This is a genomic window from Planktotalea sp., from assembly GCF_050633725.1.
Classification (GTDB): domain Bacteria; phylum Pseudomonadota; class Alphaproteobacteria; order Rhodobacterales; family Rhodobacteraceae; genus Planktotalea.
The window spans coordinates 1-24,416 of the sequence record NZ_JBOEHB010000023.1; the positions used below are offsets into that span (position 1 = coordinate 1).

Consider the following 24,416-nt stretch of genomic DNA (forward strand, 5'->3'; position numbering starts at 1 on the left):
CTCCAGCGATTGCTGCATCGTGCGCTCGTCAGTTGCGCGCTTTTCAGCTTCGGAAAGCTGAACAGTCAAAACACCGTTGTCACCGCTCACTGTTATATCGCTCTGCCCGACACCAGACAAAGAGACAACTTGTTGCGACAAACCGCGTACAACTTCCATCGCGCGCGCCATACCGTCAGGCTCAGAGATACGAACTTTCAGCTCGTCGCCAGCGGAGGGCTGCAAACGGATCGTTCCAATCGTCGCGCGCTCAGGGCGCAACGCGTCGCGCACTTCTGGCCAAAACGATTTCATCCGCGCGGAGTACACGTCCGCAACTTTGACTTCCGCCAAAAGATGCGCACCGCCGCGAAGATCAAGGCCCAGATTCACCAACCCAGACGGAAGAAACCCCGGCCATTGAGCGACAGACGCATCAAGTTCTGGCGTGGTGCCAGAGACTTCTATCGCCGCAAGCGCGTCATTGTGCTGCTCGACTTTAGAGTAAAAGGCATTTGGAACCGCAAGCAGCAACCCGAGCGCACATAGCGCCCAGATGACCACCCGTTTCCACAGGTCAATTTGCAACATCCGAAAGGCCTTTCACGCCAACCGGCCAAACTGCGTGTTTACGCAGAGGCTGGTTCTGTTTTGTTGATCACGTTGGCGATTGTGGACTGAACCACGCGCACTTTGACGTTTTCTGCAAGCTCAACTTCGATTTCGTTGTCATCTTTAACCTTGCTGACCTTGCCAATCAGACCACCTTGCGTGACGACCTGATCGCCGCGGCNNGGACGGATCAGCAGGAAATACATGATCGCAAAGATCAGAATGAGTGGGACGAATTGGCCAATGCCTTCCATCGAAGTATCCTTTGAATTTAGGTTCTGGCCCGCGACGCAGACCGTGTCAGAATTTGGCCAGAACCTATGATCTGCGCACGGGCTTTGCAATGGGGCTTAAAACTGCGATTTCAAAGAGACGGTTGCGAGCTATGCACAGAGCGCATAGCGGGCATGCTGCACCTGCGGCATTATACGCCTTGATCGAAGGCAACCTGCATACTATTTAGGCCGTACAAGAATGAAGATGGCGCTGAGGTGCCTAGTTCTTGTACCTCCCTGTTGGACTTCGGCCGAGCTTATTGCTCGGCCTTTTTTTTGGGCAAAACACCTGATTTCAGTCGAAAACAGAGCGAATTTCATCCAAAGGCTTCTTAATTTTAGCCACTTTGGGGACTGTTGCGTCCTCAGCAGGATGACCAACAGCAAGAATCATCACTGGTTTTTCAGAATCAGGCCTGCCCAAAAGTCCGTTGAGAAATTTCATAGGATTCGGGGTGTGCGTCAAACAGGACAGCCCCGCATGATGAAGCGCCGAGATAAGAAAACCAGTCGCAATTCCCACGCTTTCTGGCACGTAATAGTTTTTGTACCGCGTTCCATCCTCGAACTCGCCCCAACGCTGCGCAAAAATCACGATCAACCACGGCGCTATATCAAGGTGCGGTTTATGCGCGTCGGTTCCAATCGGCTCTAGCGCTTTGATCCACTCGTCGCTGCCCCCGCCTGAATAGAACTTCTTTTCTTCCTCTTCCGAGGCAAGCCTGATCTGGTGTTTCACTTCGGCGCTGGAAACTGCCACGAAATGCCAAGGTTGATGATTGGCCCCTGACGGCGCAGAGCCTGCCGCCGTGATCGCAGCATCAATAACGTCTTGGCCAACCGGCGTTGGTGCAAAGTCCCGAACCGAGTGCCGTTTTTGCATAAATGCAAGGTGTTCCTGAGCGGCGCGCAAACGTTCTTCGTCTCTCATTTCAATGCGATCTGGCAAAGCCAGCGCGCTGTAATCAAGTTTTTCTCGTGCAAACACCTGGTGCAGCCCTCATTTGGTTGTTGAAATTCGCATTGATTGCCTAGCTCAACAGGTCACTCGATAGACCAGCAAGTTTGAACATATGCCAGAAGAGCGCCTGATTAGAGGATAAGGCAGGTTTCGCGCAAGCCTCTTTGACGTCCTTAAGAATGCCAAACGTGCGCAAATTGGTACAACTCATAAAGACAGCCTCAGCCCCTTTGTCTGCGCCCATTTTGATCGCCGCGTCGCGGATCGAGGCAGGATCAATCCGCGCAACATTTGTTTCGACGGGTTCATTGAACGTGCCGAACACGGGCGTCTCAATTCCGTTTTGCATCAACGTGGCGCGCAAGCTGTCGCTGACCTCTTCGGTATAAGGCGTGAGCAACGCCAATTTGCTAACGCCAAACTCCTTGCAAACGGCAACCAGCGCGCTGACAGGATCTGTGACGGCGGATGTTTGACACTCAGCGCGCACCAGATCTGCGATACGCTCGGTTCCGATCACACTCGACGCAGAGGTGCATCCATATCCAACCACATCAAACGCAACGCTCTTGGGCAAAAGTCCTGCGGCGCATGGCAAATCCATTTCCATTTTCGCAAGGCTTTCGCTTGAGACTTCCGCAGCGCTAGAAATGCGCGACACAAATGCCGCGATATCGCCCGTGGGCAACGCGCCCCGCAACTCGGCCTCCATCGTTTCATCCGATTGCAAAACGATCAGCCCCAAACGCCCCGCTGTGCCGATCTGCGGCGCTAAAGAATAAGGCAGGCTCATGCTTCTATCCTTATTAAATGCTCAGGCGGTTTGGGCGATAAACGCTCCCAGCCTGTTTGAGTAATCACATAGTCATCTTCATGTACCATCAATCCCGCCCCGCCTGAGACGGAAACGCCCGGCTCTAAAGTGATCACCATGCCCGGTTTCAGCACTTCATGGTCCTGCGCGATGAAGGAAAGCCCTTCTGTCAATTGCAATCCCAACCCATGCCCCAAACGCCCTGCGCTCTGACCACCTGCCCCGCCTGTACAGACACTGTCCATTGCATGGAAAACATCGGATGCCGTATTCCCCGGTTTCAACGCGGCCTCACCTGCCTGCGTCGCTTTCAAGAGCGTCTCATAAGCGCGCGCAACATCCGCGCTAGGCGGACCTACGCTAAAGTTACGGTCAAAATCGCTGAAATAGCCATTTCGGATCACCCCCGTATCTAGCATCAGAACATCGCCCTGCTCCAAGGGCACATCCGTTGCAGGTGATATAACATCTTCATACCCATCTGGCCCCGCGCCCCCCGCAAGATACGGAACCCAATCCGCACCTTCCTCCAAGCAGAGCATTTGAAAGCGGCGAAACACATCGGAAAGCGCGTCACCTTTGCGTGCAATCTCTGGCACGCGGTCAAAGGCACGACCTGCGATCTGACATGCATCCCGTATGGCCTCGACTTCTGCTGGGGTCTTGATCATTCGCGCGCCGCGCATGATCGCCTCATCGCTCACAAGTGTCAGCCGCGCGTTCAAACGCATCCAGTCCGCGAGCGGCATGCGCAGGTGGCTTTCGATGCCATGCGGCGTGCCAATCTTTCCGCGCCCAGCAACCTCTTGCAAAGTATCGATCAAAAGCGAAACGCCATCGTCTTGATAATCAGGCGCGGACCATGTTCGAATGTCCTCCACAACCGTCCCGGCCATAAGCGCCGCACCAATCGACGGGATCACGGCGATCGGCAGCCCCTGCGCAGGCACGACCAAAAACCAAACCCGCGTCGGGCTTTCCCAAAACCGTGTCAGAAAGCCGGTCAGATAGCGAATATCGGCATCTTGGGTCAGCAAAAGCGCGTCAAACCCGCGCTCCGCCATCCGCGACTGAACGCCTGCAATCCGATCAACAAATTCAGCGCGCTCAAACATCACTCACCTTCGCTCAAAATGCACAGGACACGCGCATCTTCAGGCAAATCGCTGAGCAAAGCTGCTGCAATCCCTGCCGCGCCCGACGTGCTGGAAGCAAGCCCGACTTCGGCCAGCTTTGGCAAAACGTCAGATGCTTCCTCCTCCGAAATCAACGCAAACCGATCCGCATCATGCGACAACCCTTTTAACGCAATCAACGAGGCTTCTTTGCAATCAAGCCGCCCCATATCAGAGACAGGCCCCTTGGCGGTGACAAATTCACCTGCCGCAATCGAATCGTATAATGCGGGCGCGAATTCAGGCTCTACCACCGTAATGATCGGCACATCCCCCCACACATCGCGAAACAGCGCGGCGCAGGCCCCAGCCAAACCACCAACGCCCGCTTGCAAGAAAATATGGCTCGGCGGCTCCATCTGCTCGGTGCATTCCGCCGCCATCGCCAAATAGCCTTCCATCAAACGATGGGGCAGATCAAAATAGCCCTCCCAAGAGCTGTCTGACAGCAAGGTCCAACCATTGTCTGCTGCCGCCTTTTGCGCAGCTGCCATGCTCGCCTCATAATCCGCGCCCTCGATGACAACATCTGCGCCCTTCGCGCGCAAACGATCTGCGAAATCGCTTGGCACAGTTTCAGACAGATAAATGACAGCCTTTGCACCAAAGACTTTCGCACCCGCCGCGACCGAAAGGCCATGATTGCCTGCACTTGCAGTAATATATGTACGCCCCTCAAGCGAACCTGCTTGCGCCTCATGAGCGATCACATAGGCAGCTCCGAGCGCTTTGAAACTGCCAAGGCCCATGCGGCCTCGCTCGTCTTTAATGTTCAAGCCGAGCGCAGACATCATGGGCGTGACCCCATGCACAGGACACTTTGCAAGCAATGCTCTTGGCGCGGCGGCATTAACCGAGGGCGCTCGAACAGCATCCAGACCAATTTCTATTCCGACCTTACGAAAAGGGTTTTCTAGTGTTTGCATATGTGCGCTCCCCATGCTCGTGCGCACCTCATGGCAAAAAAACTTAAGCGTCAACGCCCGAAACGACATGGCTGTCGCATTGCCCCCACGGCCCTTTCCCAGTAAGAGACCCGCAACTTCACGTTTTGGGGACCAAACTTGATGCAAGAACCTGCTATTTCCGCTGATCTGATCGCCTCTCACGGGCTGAAACCAGATGAATATGATGTCATTTTAGAGATCATCGGACGAGAGCCGACATTCACAGAACTGGGAATTTTCTCGGCCATGTGGAACGAGCACTGCTCTTATAAATCCTCCAAAAAATGGCTGCGCACCCTGCCGACAGAAGGCCCGCAGGTGATTTGCGGCCCCGGTGAAAATGCAGGCATCGTTGATATCGGAGATGGCCAAGCGGTTGTTTTCAAAATGGAAAGCCACAACCACCCGTCTTACATCGAGCCCTATCAAGGCGCGGCAACAGGCGTTGGCGGCATTTTGCGCGACGTCTTTACAATGGGCGCGCGCCCTATTGCGGCGATGAATTCGCTCTCATTTGGCGAAACCGCGCACCACAAAACCCGTCAACTCGTGAACGGCGTTGTTGAAGGTGTTGGAGGGTACGGCAACTGTTTCGGCGTTCCAACGGTCGGCGGCGAAGTGCGCTTTGATCCTGCTTACAACGGCAATTGCCTTGTGAATGCGTTTGCCGCGGGAATCGCTGACACGGACAGTATTTTCTATTCGGCCGCTTCTGGCGTCGGCATGCCTGTTGTTTATCTCGGCGCGAAAACGGGCCGCGATGGTGTTGGCGGCGCGACCATGGCGTCAGCTGAATTTGACGATTCAATCGAAGAAAAGCGCCCGACAGTTCAAGTGGGTGATCCCTTCACCGAAAAACGCCTGATGGAAGCAACGCTTGAGCTGATGCAAACAGGCGCTGTGATTTCAATTCAGGACATGGGCGCTGCTGGCCTTACCTGCTCTGCCGTTGAAATGGGCGACAAGGGCGGACTTGGCGTGCGCCTTGATCTCGAGCGCGTTCCCGTGCGCGAAGTCAACATGACCGCTTACGAAATGATGCTCTCTGAAAGCCAAGAGCGCATGCTGATGGTTCTGAAACCAGAACTTGAAGCAGAAGCCAAAGCTGTGTTCGACAAATGGGACCTCGATTTTGCGATCGTGGGTGAGACGATTGCAGAAGACCGCTTCCTGATCGTTCACAACGGCGAAGTAAAAGCGGATCTACCGCTTAGCAAACTCGCGTCTTCCGCTCCCGAATATGATCGCCCTTGGGTTCCAACGCCAGCGGCAGACGCGTTGGAAGATGTGCCACAAATCGATCCAATTGATGGCCTGAAGGCCTTGCTTGCCAGCCCGAACTATTCGTCCAAGCGCTGGGTTTATGAGCAATACGATAGCCAAGTAATGGGCGATACGATCCGTATTCCCGGCGCCGGCGCTGGCATTGTACGCGTTCACGGCACGCCCAAAGCATTGGCGTTTACCTCTGACGTGACCCCGCGCTATGTGAAAGCCAATCCGGTCGAAGGCGGCAAGCAAGCCGTCGCCGAAGCCTACCGCAACCTCACAGCTGTGGGCGCAAAGCCATTGGCAACAACAGATAATATGAACTTCGGCAACCCTGAGAAACCTGAGATCATGGGCCAGTTTGTTGGCGCAATCGACGGTATTGGCCAAGCGGTCAAGGCGCTGGATATGCCTATCGTTTCTGGCAACGTATCGCTTTATAATGAAACCGATGGCACGGGTATTCTACCAACGCCGACAATTGGTGCTGTTGGCCTGCTTGCAAACGAAGACGAACTTATCAATGGCGATGTGCGCGAAGGTCATGTTGCTATTTTGGTTGGCGAGACAAAGGGCCATCTTGGGCAATCGGCATTGCTCGCCGAGGTGTTCAACCGCGTTGAAGGTGATGCACCTAGCGTTGATCTAGACCTTGAAGCAAAGCACGGTGATTTCATCCGCGCGAACCGCGACTGGATCAAAGCCTGCTCTGATCTATCCGATGGTGGCCTTGCGCTAACGGCCTTTGAAATGGCGGCATCCGCCGATGTTGGCGTGTCGCTAGACACGGATCAAACCCCGGAACTCTTTGGCGAAGATCAAGCGCGCTACCTCGTGGCCTGCAACTTTGATCAAGCCGAAGCGCTAATGAGCGCGGCAGGCCAAGCGGGCGTTCCAGTTGCCTTCGTTGGCAAATTTGGTGGCAGCGATGTCACCATCGGTAGCTCATCCGCGCCATTGGCCGACCTTAAAGCCACGTCGGAAGGTGTCTTTCCCACGCTCTTTTCCTAAGCGCCCCTTGCGAGCGCCTGCGCCCCCTTCTACATTTGGGGGAGCATACACATCGAGAGGATAATCATGGCGATCACCGCACAAGAGATCGAAACGCTTCTACGCGAAGCGTTTCCAGACGGACAAATTGCGGTGCAAGGGGATGATGGCCAGCATTTTGCCGCGGAAGTCATTGATGCCTCTTTCGAGGGCAAAAATCGCGTCCAACAACAACGCGCAGTTTATGCCGCGTTGAAGGGCAAGATGGATGGTAGCGCGGGCGAACTGCATGCACTGGCGCTAACGACAAAGGCACCAGGCTAAAGCGGTGTTCAGGTTCTGGAATTTTCTGGTGGAACGACTTGCTCCTCCAAAATACGATCCAGACAATCCGCCACTTGGAATGGAAGCGACTGATCTAGAGAGCATCAATCAAACAAATCGAGAAAATGCTTCTCATGAAAAACACAACTGGCGAGAAAGCACCGGCTATCGCCCACGAAGGAATCTAAAATGAGCGACGCACAAGACGCAATCAAACAGACCGTCACAGACAACGCAGTTGTTCTGTTCATGAAGGGCACCAAAGAAATGCCGCAGTGCGGGTTTTCCTCCCGCGTGGCAGGTGTGTTGAACTACATGGCGGTTGATTACAAAGACATGAATGTTCTGGCGGACGAAGCGCTGCGCCAAGGCATCAAAGAGTATTCCGATTGGCCAACAATCCCGCAACTTTATGTGAACGGAGAGTTCATCGGTGGCTGTGATATCATCACGGAAATGACGCTCTCTGGTGAGCTTGATACCTTGTTTTCTGAGCAATCCGTTGCCTTTGACAAAGACGCAGCTGACAAGATCCGCGAAGCCAACGGCTAAAATTCCGCCGGAAAAGAATTCTCTGCGATAATTCTTGTTTGAGACCCTTCGCAGAAGGGTCTCAATTGCGCTGATATTCGCAGAATATCAGCTTTCGTAAGCTTCCGCGCTATGATGCCCCGCGCGCACAATGCGCTCACACTCTTGCGCCATGGCTTTGCGTCCTTGAGCATTCGCCACGCGTAGCGGTTCATGATAAATCACCTCCACGCCGCCTGGATGTTTCACCGCAAGTGTTTTGATCATATGCGGGAAAAAACCCATGTCCCCCCACCATCCGTAAAAGCGATCTTCCTGACCCAATGGGGCTGAATAGTTCACAGTAACAGGTTGAACCCACAGCAATTCTTTCAACTCCGGCACAAAGAACGCTGCGAACAATGTTGATTTGAATGGCAAAACCCGCAGCCCATCTGTCGATGTGCCTTCGGGAAAGAACAAGAGCTTGTGACCCGCCTTCAAGCGCGTCTCGAACACAGCTTTTTGTTCCTGCGACTTGCGGCGATCTCTCTCAATGAACACGGTCCCTGTGGCTTTCGCCAAAGCGCCGATCCCAGGCCATTTGGCGACTTCGGACTTAGAAACAAAATACACCCGTTTCGCAGCATTGAGCGAAAAAATATCCAGCCATGAGCTATGATTTGCAACAACTGCGCCAGGCTGCTTCATTTGCCGCCCTTTCGCGGTAAATGACATCCCCATCAGGCGAAACGCATTACGGCACACAAATTGCGTAATGAAGGGCGTAATGGGGCGATGCATACCGTAAATGGGGCGCTCAATCAGGCGCAAAAGCAAAAGCAATAAAAGACAAACAAGGATCATGACAATGATTGGCACAGCGCGCCTTGCAAAACGCAACCAATCACGAACCGTGAGCGTTCTCAGGTCCACATTGTCGTCGTCATCTTGGCCCCATGTTGAACTCATTGCGCATGTTCCATTGAATATAATCGTCTCTGTTTTTCGCTCATATTCGAGACGTCCAACACCAAACACACATCTGTGGTGTTAAACGTGTGGTCCAAATATGCGCCCTGCCCGATGCAGCCACCAAGACGCAAGTAAGCTTTGATAAGCGCAGGAATTTGCATCATTGTGTCTTTGCGCGCGATCTGTTCGGTCGAAAACTCGGCCATGGAAATACAGGGTTCCTGCGCGATTGGGCGCAGGTCTTGCGATGCAAGGTGGCGCTGATGAAGCAGGGTCAATGGCGCAGTAAGCGGCGCTGGATCCGTGCCGTGGAAACTCGCCACGCCAAAGAGAACATCTACTTTCTGCTCTAGCACATAGCGTGCAAGTTTTGACCAAAGGTAATACATCGCCATGCCGCCGCGATAATCGCGATGCAAACAGGATCGCCCAAGTTCTAAAAGAGCTCGCTTGGACGCGATTAACGGTGCAAGGTCGAATTCGCGCGCCGAATAAAAGCCGCCGGCATTTTGCGCCCCTTGCGCGTCAAGCAAGCGATACACACCGACAACTTGGTGCGCCGCATCATCTGAGCGTGCGCGATCAAGCAGCAAAAGATGCTTGGAGTGTTTATCAAAGCTATCGATTTCGAGGCCCGCATTGTGATCGACAAGTGGTCCATCGCCACCAAGTTCTCGTACAAACACATCGTAGCGCAGCGCTTGTGCGGCTCGAAGCTCATCGCCCGTTGTGGCGAATACAACGTCAAAATCTGGCTGTGACATCGGGAAATGCGATCCTAGAAACCTGCGCGAGCAGATTTAGGCAATGTCGGGCGCAAAGGCAAGCGCAGGAGTCACACCCTTGACGTGCACCAATGCAACCTTTAGTTGTTTACCTATTGTTAATCTTCACCCGTCATCAAAGACGGGCACCAAGGCAATGCGAGATCCGTCAATGACTACCTTTCCAACGTGGCGAAAGTTAACTGTGATGCGCCGATCAATAACTGATTGCACCTGCCCGCGCCCCCAATCTGGCTCGCTAGGATGGCTGACAATCATGCCCGGTTCCAAAAACGTGTTCAAATCTGTCATGTCATCTTCGCTTAAAGGAATGTCTTGTGGGAGAACATAGCTTGCAATTCGCCGCATTGGTAGGCTCGCGCATTTGCCATGACCTAATCAGCCCTATTGGCGCGATTAACAATGGTATGGAGCTGATAGCCATGTCTGGCCAAAGCACCAGCCCTGAAATGGCTTTGATTTCAGAAAGCATCGATGCCGCGAATGCTCGAATTCGCTTCTTTCGGATTGCTTACGGACCTGCAAGCGATGCTCAACAGCTTAGCGCGTCAGAAATCGCCTCTCTCTTGACTGACATCACAAAGGGGTCGCGCCTATCTCTTACTTATGATCTGCCAGACAATTTGCCGCGCAGTGAAGCACAATTGATTTTTCTGGCCTTTCAATGCTTGGAACAAGCACTTCCTTATGGCGGCGATATTAGCCTATCCCCACAGAATGGACGCTGGCGTTTCATCGCCCGCTCAGATCGGCTTTCGTTTGATCCAAATCTATGGAGCATGCTCGAGAACGGGAAGGACGTGGCAAGCGATACAATGAGCACACCTGCGCATGTTCAATTCTTGCTACTACCACTACATGCGGCGGCAAAAGGACGGCGCATCGAGGTGACGCAAGGCGATGGAACCGCCTTGCTGGTGGTGTAAGGTTCTAAGAGCGCGTTGTCCCGTTTCCAACGACCAGATACTTAAAGCTGGTCAACTGCGCCGCGCCCACAGGCCCGCGCGCATGCATTTTCCCTGTCGCGATACCTATTTCAGCGCCCATGCCAAATTCGCCGCCATCCGCAAACTGGGTAGAGGCGTTGCGCATCAGAATCGCGCTATCAAGCTCGGCAAAAAACTTGTCCGCAACCGCATCATCCTCGGTCAGAATGCAATCCGTGTGATTTGATCCATAGGTCCGAATATGAGCAATCGCACCGTCGACATCATCAACAACTTTGGCGGCAATGATCATATCAAGGAACTCGCAGCCAAAGTCTGAATCGCGTGCCGCAACGGTGCCTTCGATATGCTCAAGCCCCTCACCCGCGCGCACTTCGACACCTGCATCAATCAACGCGCGAATGACGCCCTGCCCCAAAGTGTCGACAACAGAGCGATGGATCAACAAACATTCGGCTGAGCCGCAAATTCCTGTGCGCCGCGTCTTCGCATTCAACACGACGTCGAGCGTCTTTACAGGATCGGCTGCAGCATCAATATAGACATGAACGATGCCTTCAAGATGGGCAAATACCGGAACACGCGCCTCGCGTTGAACCAAACCAACAAGACCTTTGCCGCCGCGCGGGACAATCACATCGATGGTATCGGTCATCGTCAGCATTTCCTGCACCGCCGCGCGATCCCGCGTTGGCACCAATTGAATGCTCTCTGCGGGCAAGCCTGCTTTTGTTACCCCATCAACCAGCGCCGCATGGATCGCACCAGAGCTGTGAAAACTCTCGGAGCCACCGCGCAAAATGACTGCATTGCCCGACTTGAGGCACAAAGCCCCTGCATCAGCGGTTACATTGGGGCGGCTTTCATAGATCACGCCAATCACCCCCAAAGGGGTACGCACGCGGCGAATGTCGAGACCCGACGGCATATCCCATTCCGCAATGACTTCGCCCACGGGATCCGCTTGCTCTGCCACCGCGCGCAAACCATTCACGATGCCTTGGATACGTTCTTCATCCAACATCAAACGGTCCATCATCGCATCTGACAGGCCCTTTTCACGGCCATATTCCAGATCAAGCTTGTTCGCTTCAATGATTTCGTCGCGCGTCCTCCAAACGGCTTCAGCGGCGCCAATCAGGGCTGCGTGTTTACGCTCGGCGGTGGCGCTGGCCAAAATGGCAGACGCAGCTTTTGCCTTTGCTCCAATGTCGGCCATCAAGGCCGGAATGCTCTCAAAATCTTTCATATCGGCCTCCTCTTAAAGTGCCATGTCGTCTCTGTGGATCAGTGCCGCGCGACCAGAATAGCCGAGCAATGCTTCGATTTCGGTGCTATTGTGCCCCATGATCTTACGCGCGTCTTCGCTAGAATACCGCGTCAGCCCATAGCCAACAATGCGCCCATCAGGGCCTTCAATTGCAACGCTGTCGCCGCGCTCGAATGTGCCGATGACATCTATTACGCCAGCGGGTAGCAAGCTGTTACCATCTGTCAATGCACGCGCCGCACCTGTATCAACGCGCACGGCGCCATGTGCCTTCATCGCGAAAATCCATGACTTGCGAGCGGTAATTGGATCGGTCTGGGCCGTGAACCATGTCGCATTTGCCCCCGCTTCAAGCGCGTTGATCGGGCGATAGACCGAACCTTCCATAATCACCATCGCGCAGCCCGCAGAAGTGGCCGTCTTGCCAGCGATCACTTTGGTTTTCATCCCGCCTTTGGACAGCGACGACGTGGCATCCCCTGCCATGTTTTCAATTTCTGGCGTGATTTCTTCAATCACATCAAAGCGCGTCGCCTTGGGATCAAGCGTAGGATTGGACGTATAAAGCCCATCCACGTCGGAAAGCAAAACCAAGGTATCAGCGCCGACCGTCACTGCGATTTGCGCCGCTAATCGATCATTGTCGCCAAAGCGAATTTCATCCGTCGCGATGGTGTCGTTCTCGTTTACAATCGGCACTGCGCCAAGACTAAGCAATTGATCAAGCGTCGCACGCGAGTTTAAGAACCGCCGACGGTCCCAACTGTCTTCGAGGGTCACAAGAATTTGTGCGGCGGCAATTCCGTGCGGTGCAAGCGCTTCTTCGTAGGCGCGCGCAAGGCGGATTTGACCGACCGACGCCGCAGCTTGGCTCTGCTCTAGCGGCAGCGCTGTGTTTGGCAATCCAAGCACACCGCGCCCCAGCGCAATGGACCCTGAGGACACCAGAACAACATCCACACCGCGCCCGCGCAGCGCCGCGACGTCTTCCGCAAGGCCATAAAGCCAATCTCGGCGTAAGCGCCCCTCTTCCACCAACAGGGCTGAACCGATCTTGATGACAACGCGTTTTGCAGAGCTTAAGGACGCCATGGCTCATCCTCTGCTTCGCCAATATGCGCGCGCAGACGGTCATCATCAATTTGGGTGCGCAGTGCGCGAAGCACTTCGGTCGTGCCGAGCTTTGCCGCACCCGACATTTCCATCACAGGGCCGCCGCTGGCTTTTTCAAGCGCGGCTTTTGCCTCGGCGCGCGTGTCATCATCCAGCGCATCGACCTTGTTCAAAACGGTAACGCGGTTCTTGAAGGCAAGCTCACCGCCATAGGCCTCTAATTCGCCAATAATGGTTTTGTAGTCTTCGACCACGGTTTCCGACGTGCCATCCACAAGATGCAGCAGGACCGCGCAGCGTTCCACATGGCCAAGAAACCGCACGCCAAGCCCAACGCCTTCATGCGCGCCTTCAATGAGGCCGGGAATATCTGCAACGACGAATTCAACATTATCGACACCAACAACGCCCAAATTCGGGTGCAAGGTGGTAAAGGGATAATCCGCAATCTTCGGGCGCGCGTTCGAGGTCGCCGCAAGGAAAGTTGATTTGCCCGCATTGGGAAGCCCCAATAGCCCAACATCCGCAATGAGTTTCAAGCGCAACCAGATCGTTCGCTCTACGCCCTCTTGCCCCGGATTGGCGCGGCGCGGTGCTTGGTTGGTTGCTGATTTAAAGTGAAGGTTGCCAAAGCCACCATTGCCGCCCTTAGCGATCAACACACGTTGGCCAAGCTCGGTCATGTCTGCGATCACCGTCTCTTGATCTTCATCCATAACTTCGGTGCCGACGGGCACGCGCAGGATAATGTCATCCCCGTCTTTACCCGTGCGCCCCTGACCCATTCCGGGCTGGCCACTTTTGGCGAAGAAGTGTTGCTGGTAGCGAAAATCGATCAGCGTGTTCAGACCATCAACGGTTTCAACCCAAACAGAGCCACCACACCCACCGTCGCCGCCATTCGGGCCACCGTATTCAATGAACTTCTCGCGCCGAAAGCTGACAGAGCCGCCCCCACCGCCGCCTGAACGGATATATACTTTGGCGAGGTCTAGGAATTTCATGTCAGTGCTTTCTATTGCGCGCAAAAGTGCGTTAGGTGCGGTTTACGCAAAGGCGCGGCTTTGCTCAATCGAGTTTTCGTAAATAGGTCCAAGTCGGCACATTCGCTCCGCGCGCAACACAAAACGTTTCCGCATCGCCAATATAGGCAAATCCAACGTTTGTTAACACGCGGGCCGAAGCAGGGTTGTCATGAAAGACCGAGGCAAAGATCGTGCAATTGCCCAAAGGGTTCGCCTTAATCAAGGTTGCAACCGCATCGGAGGCTGCGCCTGTATTCCAATATGCTGGGGCGACCCAATAGCTAATCTCGGATTGGCTTTTGTCTAACTTTGTCAAAGAGATGAGACCAACAACTTCAGGTCCTCCATGAATGCTGGCATCCATCGCCCAAATGTCGACCTCACGCTCAGGATCGCTCGCACGTGCAAGCAACGCTTCGGTTGCCCCGGGGGGCAACGGATGTGGAATAGCTGGCGTCATTTTTGCGACGCGCGCATCGCTTCGGTGCATTTCGATTAACCCGAAATCTGAGCCGCGCAACGGGCGCAGCTTCATTCGCTCAGAGATCAGGTTTTTCTGCTCGATCTGTGTCATATCATTCATGCTTTGCCTCCTCCAAACAAAACAAAGAGAACAGAAGCAACGGTCAACGCTGCCAAAGTCCACATTAAATAGGTCTCCGCACGCGTTCCTGCGACGGTCTGCGCGATTTTGTGACCGGCAAAGGTCCAAATCGGGTGCAAAACGATTTGGCAGGCCAGCAAACAGGCCGCGATAATCGCGGTTGCTTCAAAAGTCGGCGTATCAGGTTCGACAAAGGCGGTGAAACCGCCCACAATCATTGCCCAAGCCTTTGGATTAAGCGGATGCACAATCAAGCCCGCGGCAAATCCAGGGGCTTTGGCCTTTTCATTTGTTTTCAATCGCAGGTTCGCGACCTTCCACGCCAACCAAATGATGTAGGCCGCGGATATGTATTTCAACGCGGTGAAAAGCGCTGGAACAGTTTCCGCTAAACCCATGAGACCAAACCCAATCGGCCATATAATGAGCTGCTTGCCAAGCGCCACACCCGCCACAAATGGCAGCGCAGCTTTGAAACCAAACCGCGCGCCTGTCGCCATCAGCGCCATGTTTGCAGGCCCGGGCGTTCCAACTTGGGACGCGGCGAAAATCAGGAAAGCTCCTGTTGCAACTGACATCAGACAAACGCCTCTTGCAATCCAGAGTTTCCGCAACATAACCCGCGCCTTACGACGCGCTTATGAAGTATCACATCAAAATTCATTAACACTACCATCGCGCGGTCCTCCCAAACCTTACGATACAAAAGAAAAGGGACCGGCGTTTCCGCCGATCCCCTGAATTTAGTCTGTATTCAGAAACGGCTTATTCAGCGGCCTCCGCCACTGGCAGGACCGATACAAACGTGCGGCCTTTAAGGCCTTTGTGGAATTTCACCGCGCCATCGGCTGTTGCGAAGATCGTGTGATCTTTGCCAAGGCCAACGCCCTCGCCTGGCCAGAACTTTGTGCCACGCTGACGAATGATGATGTTACCTGCGATTGCCGCTTGGCCACCGTAGAGTTTTACACCGAGACGGCGACCAGCTGAGTCGCGACCGTTACGGGATGAACCACCTGCTTTTTTATGTGCCATGGGGTCGTGCTCCTCTTATTCTGCTGAGAACTGTTTTGCTTGCGCAATCCAGTCGTCACGTTCGATGCGGCCTTTGAAAGACAGACGATCATCCATATAGGCGATCTCTGCTGGGCCCCATGCTGCGATTTGGTCGAAGTGGAAAACACCGATTTCGTGCAGTGTGCCTTCGAGCTTTGGACCAACGCCGCTGATCTTTTTCAGATCATCAGGCTGACCGCCGCGTGCTTCTTTCAAAAGGTTTGTTGGCTCTACACCATCAACCTCAACAGCCGGAGCCGCTGCTTCTGCTTTCTTAGGCGCTGCTTTTTTCGCGGCTGCCTTCTTAGGCGCGGCTTTCGCTGCTGCGGCTGCAACGGCAACACCAGCAACAGAACCTGCGCCGATTGCTGCTTTTACGCCAGACTTGTCACCACCGGAGGCAAGGATGTCGCCAACGCGGATCAACGTCAGTTGTTGACGGTGGCCCTTTGTACGCTGGGAGCCGTGCTTACGACGACGCTTAACAAAGTTGATAACCTTGTCGCCTTTGATCTGGTCTACGACCTCGGCCTGAACAGCAGCGCCGTCCACGTTCGGTGCGCCAACGACAGTCTTGTCGCCGCCCAGCATCAGAATTTCATTGAATTGTACGGTTTCACCCGCATCAGCAGCCAGCTTTTCAACACGAAGCACATCGCCCGATTGAACTTTATATTGCTTGCCGCCGGTTTTCATTACCGCGAACATCTACGTTCTTCCTTGTCTACCGCGTCTCTAGGGTCCCGTTTCCAGCATTTCTTGGGGATCGGCCCCACCCATAAACAGCGCGCACATTTGTGCGAATTTCCAATAACACCAAAGCGCAAGACGGACCTCGCGCCCTTGGTAGGCGGCTTATGTTGCTATGAAGACCTACTGTCAAGCGATCTTTACACGCTTTTCACTTGTTTTGGCACCCTTTCGCCGGGATTAGGTGCTCGGAAAAAAAGAATCCCAAAAACGTCAGGCCGCGCGACGGAACATAGTGCGCTCAGCGTATTAACCTCATTAGCAGCGCAACGGAATAGAGCGACCTATGAAACTTCTCAACTCAAAACCCTTCTTTTGGCTTCTTCTAAGCCTGCCCGCTTTCGGGTTTCTCTCTATGTGGATCAACGGAGCGACGAATACAGACGGAAAGGCAATTGAAGAGATTCTGCTTCACCCCACAGGTGAATTTGCAGCGCGCTTTATGATCATCGCGATGATCCTCACGCCCATGCGGATGCTTTTCCCTGCGTCCGGGTTTTGGCGTTGGATGATGAAACGCAGACGCCACATTGGTGTGGCGGCCTTTGGATACGCAGCGTTCCATACATTACTATACATTGTCGATATGGGCACGCTTCGCGCGATGCTAGGCGAGTTCTTTGCACTCGGGATTTGGACCGGTTGGCTTGCCCTGTTCATCTTCTTGCCCCTTGCTGTGACCTCGAATGATTATTCGCTCAAGAAGATGGGGCGGTCTTGGAAGCCGTTGCAACGCACAGTTTACGTCGCAGCGCTTGCAACGCTCGTGCACTGGATATTCGTGCATAACAACGTTGGCCCTGCCCTTGTGCACTTTATCCCTCTCGCGGGTCTAGAAACCTATCGCATCTGGAGAAACGCGCGCCCGCGCAATGCAAGCCTTGCCTGACAAGAATGTCGAACCTCAAACCTGTTCCTATCCCAGCACTTTAGCTGGCAGCGCCGCAAATGGCTGGCGCAACAGGCAGGTTTGATTGTAACGCATCCGAGAAAGCCGGTTGGCTTTCGTTAGCAAAGCTTACGCGCAAGCTGGATGATCTGCACGTTGAGGGGCTTTGACCGATCGCTGACGCCGCGCAGATGTTCACAAAGCGCGGAAGATGAAAACAGGGCCACAAAAGCGGTCAGCCAGAGATTTAACTGGCTGACTTTTCTTCAATTGCCGCCGCAAAGCTCTCAGTGCGCGCTGCGATCTCTGCCAAAGTTTCCGTCACGATTGCTGGAATCACCGGCACTTCAACCCGCTCAGGTGCAGGCGCAGGTTGGTTCTGCAAAGTCGTCAAGGCGGACTGAACCTCGGCCAATTGGGCCTCAACCTGAGCCACTTTGTCCTCCATTGCCGCGGTCTTATCCGCCAACATCAAACCCGCCATAAGCAACATACGCGGCTCTGGAATTCGGCCAATCTGACTTGCTAAGGTTTGCGCCTCTGTATCTAGCATTTTAGCCGCCGAATGGAGATATTCCTCTTCGCCCGCTTGGCACGCAACTTCAAACTCACGACCGCCAATTTTGATCACGACCTCAGGCATCTGAATTCTCCTTTGCGTTGGCAGCGTCATTCACCGCACGTTTCACCAAAGGCTCTAACGCGGCAAGCACAGTATCGGCTTGGGCAATTTCAACCGAGCGGGTTGCGCGAAGGGTCTCTAATTCAGCTAACATTGCCTTATTAATAAGGTGAGGCTCGGCCAAACCTTTCTCCAAAGCATCACGAAGGCCCAGATTAGACGCGCGCAAATCTTCGGCAGCGCGGCGAAGGCGCTGCAAATCGGCGTCAAGGCGCGCGGTTGTTTGCTGTTGCTCATAGGCCTGAATGTCCATCGCAGACGCATGCCGGTCAGCCGTTTCGCGCACCGACTTCATCCGCTCTTCCAATTGGGCGTTCGCCAGTTTTTCATCAGTCAGTGCTTGCTCTAACTCCGCCGCGCGTGCTTCCGCCGCTTCGAGCTTTGCCAGAGTTTCAGGATCAGGTCCGGCTGGCGCTGGAGCCTCTAATCCGTCTAGTCCCGTCCCAATTCGATCCAGCGCCGCTGTTATCCGGCGCTCGAGCTCGGTGATATCGCTCATCGTGCTCTCCTCGTCCCTCAATTCCTCGTGCCGCACGTCTTGCGCGAATCGCATATATGTGCGGCTTGAAGCGAGTTTAGCCAAAGCCTCAGCAAAATACTCCCCCCTTATGCATCAACCACTTAAGGGCTACGCTTGATCTTTGCCCGAAGCTTGATATTGAGCGCTAAAACTTACCGCTAACATTCAGCCTCTCACGAAGGACGACCCTTTTGGATATTGCAGCTCTCCGCTCCGCCAATCCTGATCACTGGAACAAGGCCGCCGCTATTCGCGCGTTGACTTTGGACGCGATCCACGCCGCCAATTCAGGCCACTCAGGCATGCCTATGGGCATGGCCGATGTCGCGACCGTTCTTTTTGAGAAGCATCTAAAGTTTGATGCAAGCGCACCGCTTTGGCATGATCGCGACCGCTTTATCTTGTCTGCGGGCCACGGCTCGATGCTGATTTATTCGCTGCTGTATCTCGTTGGCGACAAGCAGGTCACGCTCGATCAGATCAAAAACTTCCGCCAAAAAGGCGCTTTGACAGCGGGACACCCTGAGAATTTCTTGATCGACGCGGTTGAGACGACAACTGGTCCACTTGGTCAGGGCATCGCCAATTCTGTCGGTTTCGCGATGGCAGAAGAAATCCAGCGCGCCCGTTACGGTAAGAAGTTGGTGGATCACCACACATATGTCATCGCTGGCGATGGTTGCCTGATGGAAGGTGTTTCCCAAGAGGCGATCGGCCTTGCGGGTCGTCATGAACTGAGCAAGTTGATTGTGCTTTGGGACAACAACAACATCACCATCGACGGCACGGTTGAGCTGTCTGATCGCACAGATCAGGTGCAACGCTTCAAAGCCTCTGGTTGGCATGTTCAGGAAATCGACGGTCACAACCCAATTGAGATTGACGAAGCAATTACGGCTGCGAAGAAAGCAGGCAAGCCGTCAATGATCGCTTGCAAAACGCACATCGCTTTGGGTCACGCGGCGCAAGACACGTCCAAAGGTCACGGCGCATTGACCAATGAAGAGCAAATGGCAGAAGCCAAAGCGCTCTACGGTTGGACATCGGGCCCGTTTGAAGTCCCTGCTGACATCAAATCCGCTTGGGAAGCGATCGGCGCGCGCGGCGCCGCCGAGCATGCCGCATGGAACGAGCGTTTCGCGTCTGTTTCTGCAAACAAACAGGCCGAGTTCAAACGCGCTTATGATTTGGAAGCACCCAAGAAACTGGCCGCAGCGATCAAAGCGTTCAAAAAGCAGATCACCGCGGACGCGCCTAAGGTGGCGACCCGTAAGTCATCTGAAATGACGCTCGAAGTGATCAACCCGCTCATGCAAGAAACTGTTGGTGGCTCTGCTGACCTAACAGGCTCTAACAACACCAAGACAGGTGATATGGGCGTGTTTGACACGGACAATCGCGGTGGCCGCTATATCTATTGGGGCATTCGTGAGCATGGCATGTCCTCTGCGATGAACGGTATGGCGCTACACGGCGGCGTGCGCCCTTATGGCGGCACGTTCATGTGCTTTACCGATTACGCGCGCCCAGCAATGCGTTTGGCGGCGCTGATGAAAGTGCCAACAGTCTTTGTCATGACCCACGACTCCATTGGTCTGGGCGAAGATGGTCCAACGCACCAACCTGTTGAGCACCTCGCAATTTCGCGCTCTACGCCGAACACCTATGTGTTCCGCCCAGCGGATACGGTTGAAACGGCAGAGGCTTGGGAAGTGGCTTTGACAGCCAAAACAACGCCATCCGTTCTGGCGCTTTCCCGTCAGAACCTGCCAACTGTGCGCCTTGAGCACAAAACCAAGAACCTTTCCGCGCAAGGCGGTTACGTTCTGGCAGATGCAGAAGGCAAGCGTCAGGTTATCTTGATGGCCACAGGCTCTGAAGTGGAAATCGCTTTGGCAGCGCGCGACGCCCTACACGCGGAAGGCATCGGAACACGCGTTGTGTCTATGCCCTGCATGGAACTTTTTGCCGCGCAAGACGACGCCTATCGCAAGCGCGTTCTGCCGGGCGGTCCAGTGCGCGTTGCAATCGAAGCTGGCGTGCGTATGGGCTGGGATCAGTGGCTCCTTGGTGAGCGTGGCCGCGAAGCAAAAGCGGACTTCGTTGGCATGGATAGTTTTGGCGCATCTGCCCCAGCGGGCGAGCTTTATGAGCACTTTGGCATCACTGCTGAAGCGACTGTCGCCAAAGTCAAAGCCCTTTTGGGCCTATGAGACGGAGGGTGCGTGAAACCACGCACCCTACCCCCAATTTCTTATGAAGCCCTTTGAAATCTTCTGTGCTTGCCCACCGGGGTTAGAGCCCATTCTGGAAGCCGAAGCGTTAGAAGCAGGTTTCAAAGGCGCAACAGCCACGGCTGGCGGCGTAAGTTTTTTCGGCCTCTGGCCCAACGTTATGCGCGCCAACCTCACCCTGCGCGGCACATCGCGCATCCTCGCAAGGTTCGCACATTTTCGCAGCTTCAACCTGAGCCAGCTCGAAAAGCAAACGCGTGAACTCGATTGGCACGCCCTGTTGCGCAAGGATGTCCCGGTTAAAGTTGACGTCACGACGCGCAAATCCAAAATCTACCACGCTGGCGCTGCCAAAGAACGCATCGAACGCGCAATCCATGAACGCATGCGCCTCCCCATTGGCGGTGAAGACGCAATCAAGATCATGGTGCGGATCGAAGATAACCTATGCACTTTTTCGGTAGATACATCTGGAACGCCGCTCCATCAGCGCGGCCATAAAGAAGCTGTCGGCAAGGCCCCGATGCGAGAAAATCTCGCATCTCTGTTTCTACGCGCCGCTGGCTTTGATGGCACAGAGCCTGTCCTTGATCCAATGTGCGGTTCGGGAACCTTCCCGATTGAAGCCGCCGAAATCGCGCACGGCCTTCTGCCTGGGCGCTCGCGCGCATTCGCCTTTGAACATCTTGCAAGCTTTATGCCCGAACGCTGGGCCGAGTTGAAATCCGTTCAAACACGCCATGACACGCAATGCCAATTCTACGGATCAGATCGCAATCCAGGGGCGATTGACAACGCAAAAGCAAATGCAAACCGCGCGGGTGTCGGCGAAAGTTGCCTCTTTACCAAGGCCTCTATCAGCGATCTGGAATGCCCCAAAGGCGCGGCGGGGTTGCTCATAATGAACCCACCCTACGGCGCACGGATCGGTGACAAAAAGCAACTATTTGCGCTTTATGGCGCGCTCGGGAAGACCCTGAAAACCCGCTTCAAAGGCTGGCGCGTTGCGATCATCACAACGGATATGGGCCTCGCTCAAACCACGGGCCTGCCCTTTACTACAAGCAGCGCACCAATCCCCCATGGCGGACTAAAAGTGCGCCTCCATCAAACAAAGCGGCTGACCTAAACTCTTCATTTTCCAAGTAAACTCTGGGGGCAAAGCCCCCAGTCGGTCCAATCACGTCAGTGATTGGAAACCTTATGTTCGCTTAAAAACCGCGCTCCAAATTGGCGTGATCACTTTGCTAACAACTGGAATGAGCAACAGCCCTAACGCCAAACCGAACACCCCATCCGCAAAAGCCGTCGCGCCCCATTCTACCGCGCCCTGTGCTCCTTCGGGAACCAAAGCCGCTACCTTCACTGCAAGGTCATGAATCAAAGAATATGGCGTCTTCCAACCCAGATCTTTCAAGCTGTGAATAATGATCGACCCGCCGACCCAAAGCATTGCACCCGTTCCAACAATTGTAAGTGTTTTCATAACCTTCGGCATCGCACTGACAATCCCGCGGCCAAGCGCACGAAACGCAGCAAATCGCCCTCCCGCCATCGCGAGGCCCACATCGTCAGCCTTCACAATCAAAGCAACCGATCCGTAAACAGCCACTGTGATCCCGATTGCAACAAGCGCCAAAGTAGCGGCCTCCATCCAAAAGCTGCTCTCTGGAATTGCCGCCAAAGCAATTGTCATTATCTCAGCGGAAAGAATGAAATCTGTCTTGATCGCACCTTTCACTTTCTCTTCTTCCAAATGCGCAGGATCGCCGCTTTCGTAAGAGTCCGTATGGCTGTCCTCATGATGAAATAACCAATGGGCGATCTTCTCTGCGCCTTCAAAGCACAGATATGCGCCGCCAAGCATCAACAAGGGCGGAATAAGCCAAGGCGCGAAGGCAGATAGGGCAAGACCCAAAGGCAATAAGATCAAGAGCTTATTCAACAAAGAGCCACGCGCAATGCGCCATATGATTGGAAGCTCTCGCTTGGCGTCAAAGCCTTGAACATATTTTGGCGTCACAGCCGCATCATCAATAACCGCGCCTGCCGCTTTGCTCCCTGCTTTCACAGCTTGCGCTGCCACATCATCCAATGATGCCGCTGCAACCTTTGCAATCGCGGCCACATCATCCAGCAAAGCCAGCAAACCACTCATATTCGTACCCTTCGTTTCGTCTGTCTTGATCGAATCACTATTATCGCGCTCAATCGTTGCTTTTACACCTGTTACCGCAATCACCTGCGCGCGCCCATGCGTTCGTTAGCGCCACCATGCGCAAAGCGGTAACATTTAACGCTAACACATTGCACAAAAGACCTTTTTGGCTTGGTCACGCTGCACTTGCACAGCTATACCCGCGCCAATGGCAGCACTTTAGGAGACCAGAATGACCGTCACTCTAGGAATCAACGGATTTGGCCGCATTGGTCGCTCAACCCTTGCGCATATCGCAGAAGCCGCGCGCAATGACGTACAGGTTGTTAAAGTAAATGCCACTGGCCCTCTCGAAACCAGCGCCCACCTTTTGCGCTATGACAGTGTGCACGGCCGTTTTCCCGGGGAAGTCAAAATCAAAGGCAATACAATGGATTTGGGCCGCGGCCCGATGGAAATGTTTTCGACCTATGACCCACAAGAGCTCGACTGGTCTGGTTGCGATGTTGTTCTAGAGTGCACAGGCAACTTCAATGACGGTCACAAAGCGGGTGTTCATATTGAACGCGGCGCAAAAGCGGTTCTTATTTCTGCCCCTGCCAAAAACGTCGAAAAGACAATCGTCTATGGTGTAAACCACCGTGATCTCGCAGCGGGCGATTCAATGATTTCCAACGGATCATGCACCACGAACTGCCTTGCCCCGCTGGCAAAAGTTCTGGACGAATCTATTGGCATTGAGCGCGGCATCATGACAACAATTCACTCCTACACGGGGGATCAGCCAACGCTTGATCGTCGCCACTCCGATCTTTACCGAGCGCGATCAGCCGCAATGGCGATGATCCCGACCTCAACCGGCGCGGCAAAAGCTTTGGGTGAAGTATTGCCAAACCTCAAGGGCAAACTTGACGGAACAGCCATGCGTGTACCCACGCCAAATGTTTCAGCTGTTGACCTTACATTTGAAGCAAAGCGCGATGTAACCGTAGAAGACGTCAATGCCGCAGTGCAAACAGCTGCTGCGGGACAGATGGGTTCAGTTCTGTCCTATGATCCAGAGCCGAAGGTGTCGATTGACTTCAATCACACGACACATAGCTCGATTTTTGCACCTGATCAGACCAAGGTTGTGGGCGGCCGCACAGTGCGGGTCCTCGCTTGGTATGACAACGAGTGGGGCTTCTCTGCGCGTATGGCAGACGTAGCCGCCGCCCTTGGCCGCTTGAACCACTAAGCTCTTTACAAATTTCGATCTCGAAAACGCCCCCGCCTACCCATGTGTAGTGCGGGGGTTTTGCATCTTGGCATTCGCGCCGCTCTGACGCATGTTGCACATGTCCACAAAGCAGAGCCACAATGACAAACCCAATCGCAATCTTTCTTGGCGCTCTCATCGTCGTCGCACTCTTGAGCGATATGGTGCTGACAGGTGGCAGCAACCTTCTGTTCCTCGCAAAAAAGTTCACGGAAATGACTGAATGGATGGCGTTCTGGCGTTAATCCGATGCTCAGGTCTTACAAGGCCTTGACTCTAGCCTTGTTTTGGAAT

Annotated in this window: 27 protein-coding genes and 2 pseudogenes; 9 read left to right on the plus strand and 20 right to left on the minus strand. The window is 54.2% G+C overall.

Going from position 1 to position 24,416, the window contains the following annotated elements; genetic code table 11:
- From ACRBCU_RS16180 to ACRBCU_RS16210, 7 genes and pseudogenes are all read right to left on the minus strand, one after another.
- Positions 1–570: pseudogene (locus ACRBCU_RS16180) on the minus strand (protein translocase subunit SecD); the annotation flags it as partial.
- Between the two features lie 38 nt (positions 571–608).
- On the minus strand, positions 609–772 hold a 164-nt coding region (locus ACRBCU_RS16185), incomplete at its 5' end, for a preprotein translocase subunit YajC (protein WP_431366517.1).
- Between the two features lie 2 nt (positions 773–774).
- Positions 775–845: pseudogene (locus ACRBCU_RS16190) on the minus strand (preprotein translocase subunit YajC); the annotation flags it as partial.
- 316 nt (positions 846–1,161) lie between these two features.
- Positions 1,162–1,854, minus strand: a complete 693-nt coding sequence (locus tag ACRBCU_RS16195) for a nitroreductase family protein (RefSeq protein ID WP_431366427.1) — start codon at positions 1,852–1,854, stop codon at positions 1,162–1,164.
- A 43-nt stretch (positions 1,855–1,897) separates the two neighbouring features.
- Complete coding sequence (locus tag ACRBCU_RS16200; protein ID WP_431366428.1) at positions 1,898–2,620, minus strand: maleate cis-trans isomerase family protein; 723 nt, start codon at positions 2,618–2,620, stop codon at positions 1,898–1,900.
- A complete protein-coding gene (locus ACRBCU_RS16205; protein ID WP_431366429.1) occupies positions 2,617–3,756 on the minus strand; it encodes a M24 family metallopeptidase in 1,140 nt (379 codons plus the stop codon). Before ACRBCU_RS16205 ends, ACRBCU_RS16200 begins: the two co-directional genes overlap by 4 nt.
- Positions 3,756–4,742: a pyridoxal-phosphate dependent enzyme gene (locus ACRBCU_RS16210; RefSeq protein WP_431366430.1), complete on the minus strand. Its 987-nt coding sequence runs from the start codon at positions 4,740–4,742 to the stop codon at positions 3,756–3,758. The genes ACRBCU_RS16205 and ACRBCU_RS16210 overlap by 1 nt, the downstream gene beginning before the upstream one ends.
- A gap of 141 nt (positions 4,743–4,883) precedes the next feature.
- On the opposite strand from ACRBCU_RS16210, the gene purL reads away from it, so the two are divergent.
- The 3 genes from purL (at position 4,884) to grxD (ending at position 7,898) form a co-directional block, all read left to right on the plus strand.
- Entirely contained in the window at positions 4,884–7,043 is a 2,160-nt protein-coding gene (gene purL / locus ACRBCU_RS16215) for a phosphoribosylformylglycinamidine synthase subunit PurL (RefSeq protein ID WP_431366431.1), read from the plus strand.
- 66 nt (positions 7,044–7,109) lie between these two features.
- On the plus strand, positions 7,110–7,346 hold the full coding sequence (locus tag ACRBCU_RS16220; RefSeq protein ID WP_431366432.1) for a BolA/IbaG family iron-sulfur metabolism protein: 237 nt from the start codon (positions 7,110–7,112) through the stop codon (positions 7,344–7,346).
- 189 nt (positions 7,347–7,535) lie between these two features.
- The gene (grxD, locus tag ACRBCU_RS16225) at positions 7,536–7,898 is read left to right on the plus strand and encodes a Grx4 family monothiol glutaredoxin (RefSeq protein ID WP_431366433.1); all 363 of its coding nucleotides are present in this window, start codon (positions 7,536–7,538) and stop codon (positions 7,896–7,898) included.
- Positions 7,899–7,985: 87 nt separating this feature from the next.
- Here the strand turns inward: grxD and ACRBCU_RS16230 are convergent, their stop codons facing one another.
- The 3 genes from ACRBCU_RS16230 to ACRBCU_RS16240 all read right to left on the minus strand — a co-directional run bounded on the left by ACRBCU_RS16230 (position 7,986) and on the right by ACRBCU_RS16240 (position 9,907).
- A complete protein-coding gene (locus tag ACRBCU_RS16230) occupies positions 7,986–8,828 on the minus strand; it encodes a lysophospholipid acyltransferase family protein (protein ID WP_431366434.1) in 843 nt (280 codons plus the stop codon).
- Positions 8,825–9,595, minus strand: a complete 771-nt coding sequence (locus tag ACRBCU_RS16235) for a GNAT family N-acetyltransferase (RefSeq protein WP_431366435.1) — start codon at positions 9,593–9,595, stop codon at positions 8,825–8,827. The genes ACRBCU_RS16230 and ACRBCU_RS16235 overlap by 4 nt, the downstream gene beginning before the upstream one ends.
- A gap of 126 nt (positions 9,596–9,721) precedes the next feature.
- On the minus strand, positions 9,722–9,907 hold the full coding sequence (locus ACRBCU_RS16240; protein WP_431366436.1) for a DUF3553 domain-containing protein: 186 nt from the start codon (positions 9,905–9,907) through the stop codon (positions 9,722–9,724).
- Positions 9,908–9,933: 26 nt separating this feature from the next.
- On the opposite strand from ACRBCU_RS16240, the gene ACRBCU_RS16245 reads away from it, so the two are divergent.
- Positions 9,934–10,542 (plus strand): histidine phosphotransferase family protein, encoded by a 609-nt coding sequence (locus tag ACRBCU_RS16245; protein WP_431366437.1) that lies wholly within the window; start codon positions 9,934–9,936, stop codon positions 10,540–10,542.
- 4 nt (positions 10,543–10,546) lie between these two features.
- Here the strand turns inward: ACRBCU_RS16245 and ACRBCU_RS16250 are convergent, their stop codons facing one another.
- The 7 genes from ACRBCU_RS16250 to ACRBCU_RS16280 form a co-directional block, all read right to left on the minus strand.
- Positions 10,547–11,812: a glutamate-5-semialdehyde dehydrogenase gene (locus ACRBCU_RS16250; protein WP_431366438.1), complete on the minus strand. Its 1,266-nt coding sequence runs from the start codon at positions 11,810–11,812 to the stop codon at positions 10,547–10,549.
- 12 nt (positions 11,813–11,824) lie between these two features.
- Positions 11,825–12,925: a glutamate 5-kinase gene (proB, locus tag ACRBCU_RS16255; protein ID WP_431366439.1), complete on the minus strand. Its 1,101-nt coding sequence runs from the start codon at positions 12,923–12,925 to the stop codon at positions 11,825–11,827.
- Positions 12,913–13,950 (minus strand): GTPase ObgE, encoded by a 1,038-nt coding sequence (obgE, locus tag ACRBCU_RS16260; RefSeq protein ID WP_431366440.1) that lies wholly within the window; start codon positions 13,948–13,950, stop codon positions 12,913–12,915. Before obgE ends, proB begins: the two co-directional genes overlap by 13 nt.
- 64 nt (positions 13,951–14,014) lie before the next feature.
- On the minus strand, positions 14,015–14,554 hold the full coding sequence (locus ACRBCU_RS16265) for a GNAT family N-acetyltransferase (RefSeq protein ID WP_431366441.1): 540 nt from the start codon (positions 14,552–14,554) through the stop codon (positions 14,015–14,017).
- Entirely contained in the window at positions 14,551–15,153 is a 603-nt protein-coding gene (locus ACRBCU_RS16270; RefSeq protein WP_431366442.1) for a LysE family translocator, read from the minus strand. The genes ACRBCU_RS16265 and ACRBCU_RS16270 overlap by 4 nt, the downstream gene beginning before the upstream one ends.
- Before the next feature lie 187 nt (positions 15,154–15,340).
- On the minus strand, positions 15,341–15,610 hold the full coding sequence (gene rpmA, locus ACRBCU_RS16275) for a 50S ribosomal protein L27 (RefSeq protein WP_431366443.1): 270 nt from the start codon (positions 15,608–15,610) through the stop codon (positions 15,341–15,343).
- A gap of 15 nt (positions 15,611–15,625) precedes the next feature.
- Positions 15,626–16,339 carry a 50S ribosomal protein L21 gene (locus ACRBCU_RS16280; protein ID WP_431366444.1) on the minus strand — a complete coding sequence of 238 codons (714 nt, stop codon included), beginning with the start codon at positions 16,337–16,339 and terminating at the stop codon, positions 15,626–15,628.
- Between the two features lie 328 nt (positions 16,340–16,667).
- Between ACRBCU_RS16280 and ACRBCU_RS16285 the strand changes: the two genes are divergently transcribed.
- Positions 16,668–17,270, plus strand: a complete 603-nt coding sequence (locus ACRBCU_RS16285; protein ID WP_431366445.1) for a sulfite oxidase heme-binding subunit YedZ — start codon at positions 16,668–16,670, stop codon at positions 17,268–17,270.
- A 247-nt stretch (positions 17,271–17,517) separates the two neighbouring features.
- Here the strand turns inward: ACRBCU_RS16285 and ACRBCU_RS16290 are convergent, their stop codons facing one another.
- Positions 17,518–17,913, minus strand: coding sequence for a cell division protein ZapA (locus ACRBCU_RS16290; RefSeq protein ID WP_431366446.1), 396 nt, complete (start codon positions 17,911–17,913; stop codon positions 17,518–17,520).
- Complete coding sequence (locus ACRBCU_RS16295; RefSeq protein ID WP_431366447.1) at positions 17,906–18,451, minus strand: hypothetical protein; 546 nt, start codon at positions 18,449–18,451, stop codon at positions 17,906–17,908. The genes ACRBCU_RS16290 and ACRBCU_RS16295 overlap by 8 nt, the downstream gene beginning before the upstream one ends.
- Positions 18,452–18,663: 212 nt before the next feature.
- Between ACRBCU_RS16295 and tkt the strand changes: the two genes are divergently transcribed.
- Positions 18,664–20,685: a transketolase gene (tkt, locus tag ACRBCU_RS16300; protein ID WP_431366448.1), complete on the plus strand. Its 2,022-nt coding sequence runs from the start codon at positions 18,664–18,666 to the stop codon at positions 20,683–20,685.
- Between the two features lie 43 nt (positions 20,686–20,728).
- A complete protein-coding gene (locus tag ACRBCU_RS16305; protein ID WP_431366449.1) occupies positions 20,729–21,835 on the plus strand; it encodes a THUMP domain-containing class I SAM-dependent RNA methyltransferase in 1,107 nt (368 codons plus the stop codon).
- Between the two features lie 72 nt (positions 21,836–21,907).
- On the opposite strand, the gene ACRBCU_RS16310 is transcribed toward ACRBCU_RS16305, so the two are convergent.
- Positions 21,908–22,864 (minus strand): DUF808 domain-containing protein, encoded by a 957-nt coding sequence (locus tag ACRBCU_RS16310; RefSeq protein WP_431366518.1) that lies wholly within the window; start codon positions 22,862–22,864, stop codon positions 21,908–21,910.
- Positions 22,865–23,096: 232 nt separating this feature from the next.
- Here ACRBCU_RS16310 and gap point away from each other — a divergent pair, with 232 nt between their 5' ends.
- Positions 23,097–24,101, plus strand: a complete 1,005-nt coding sequence (gap, locus tag ACRBCU_RS16315) for a type I glyceraldehyde-3-phosphate dehydrogenase (protein WP_431366450.1) — start codon at positions 23,097–23,099, stop codon at positions 24,099–24,101.
- Positions 24,102–24,223: 122 nt separating this feature from the next.
- Positions 24,224–24,367 carry a hypothetical protein gene (locus tag ACRBCU_RS16320; protein WP_431366451.1) on the plus strand — a complete coding sequence of 48 codons (144 nt, stop codon included), beginning with the start codon at positions 24,224–24,226 and terminating at the stop codon, positions 24,365–24,367.
- The last annotated feature ends 49 nt before the right edge of the window (positions 24,368–24,416 follow it).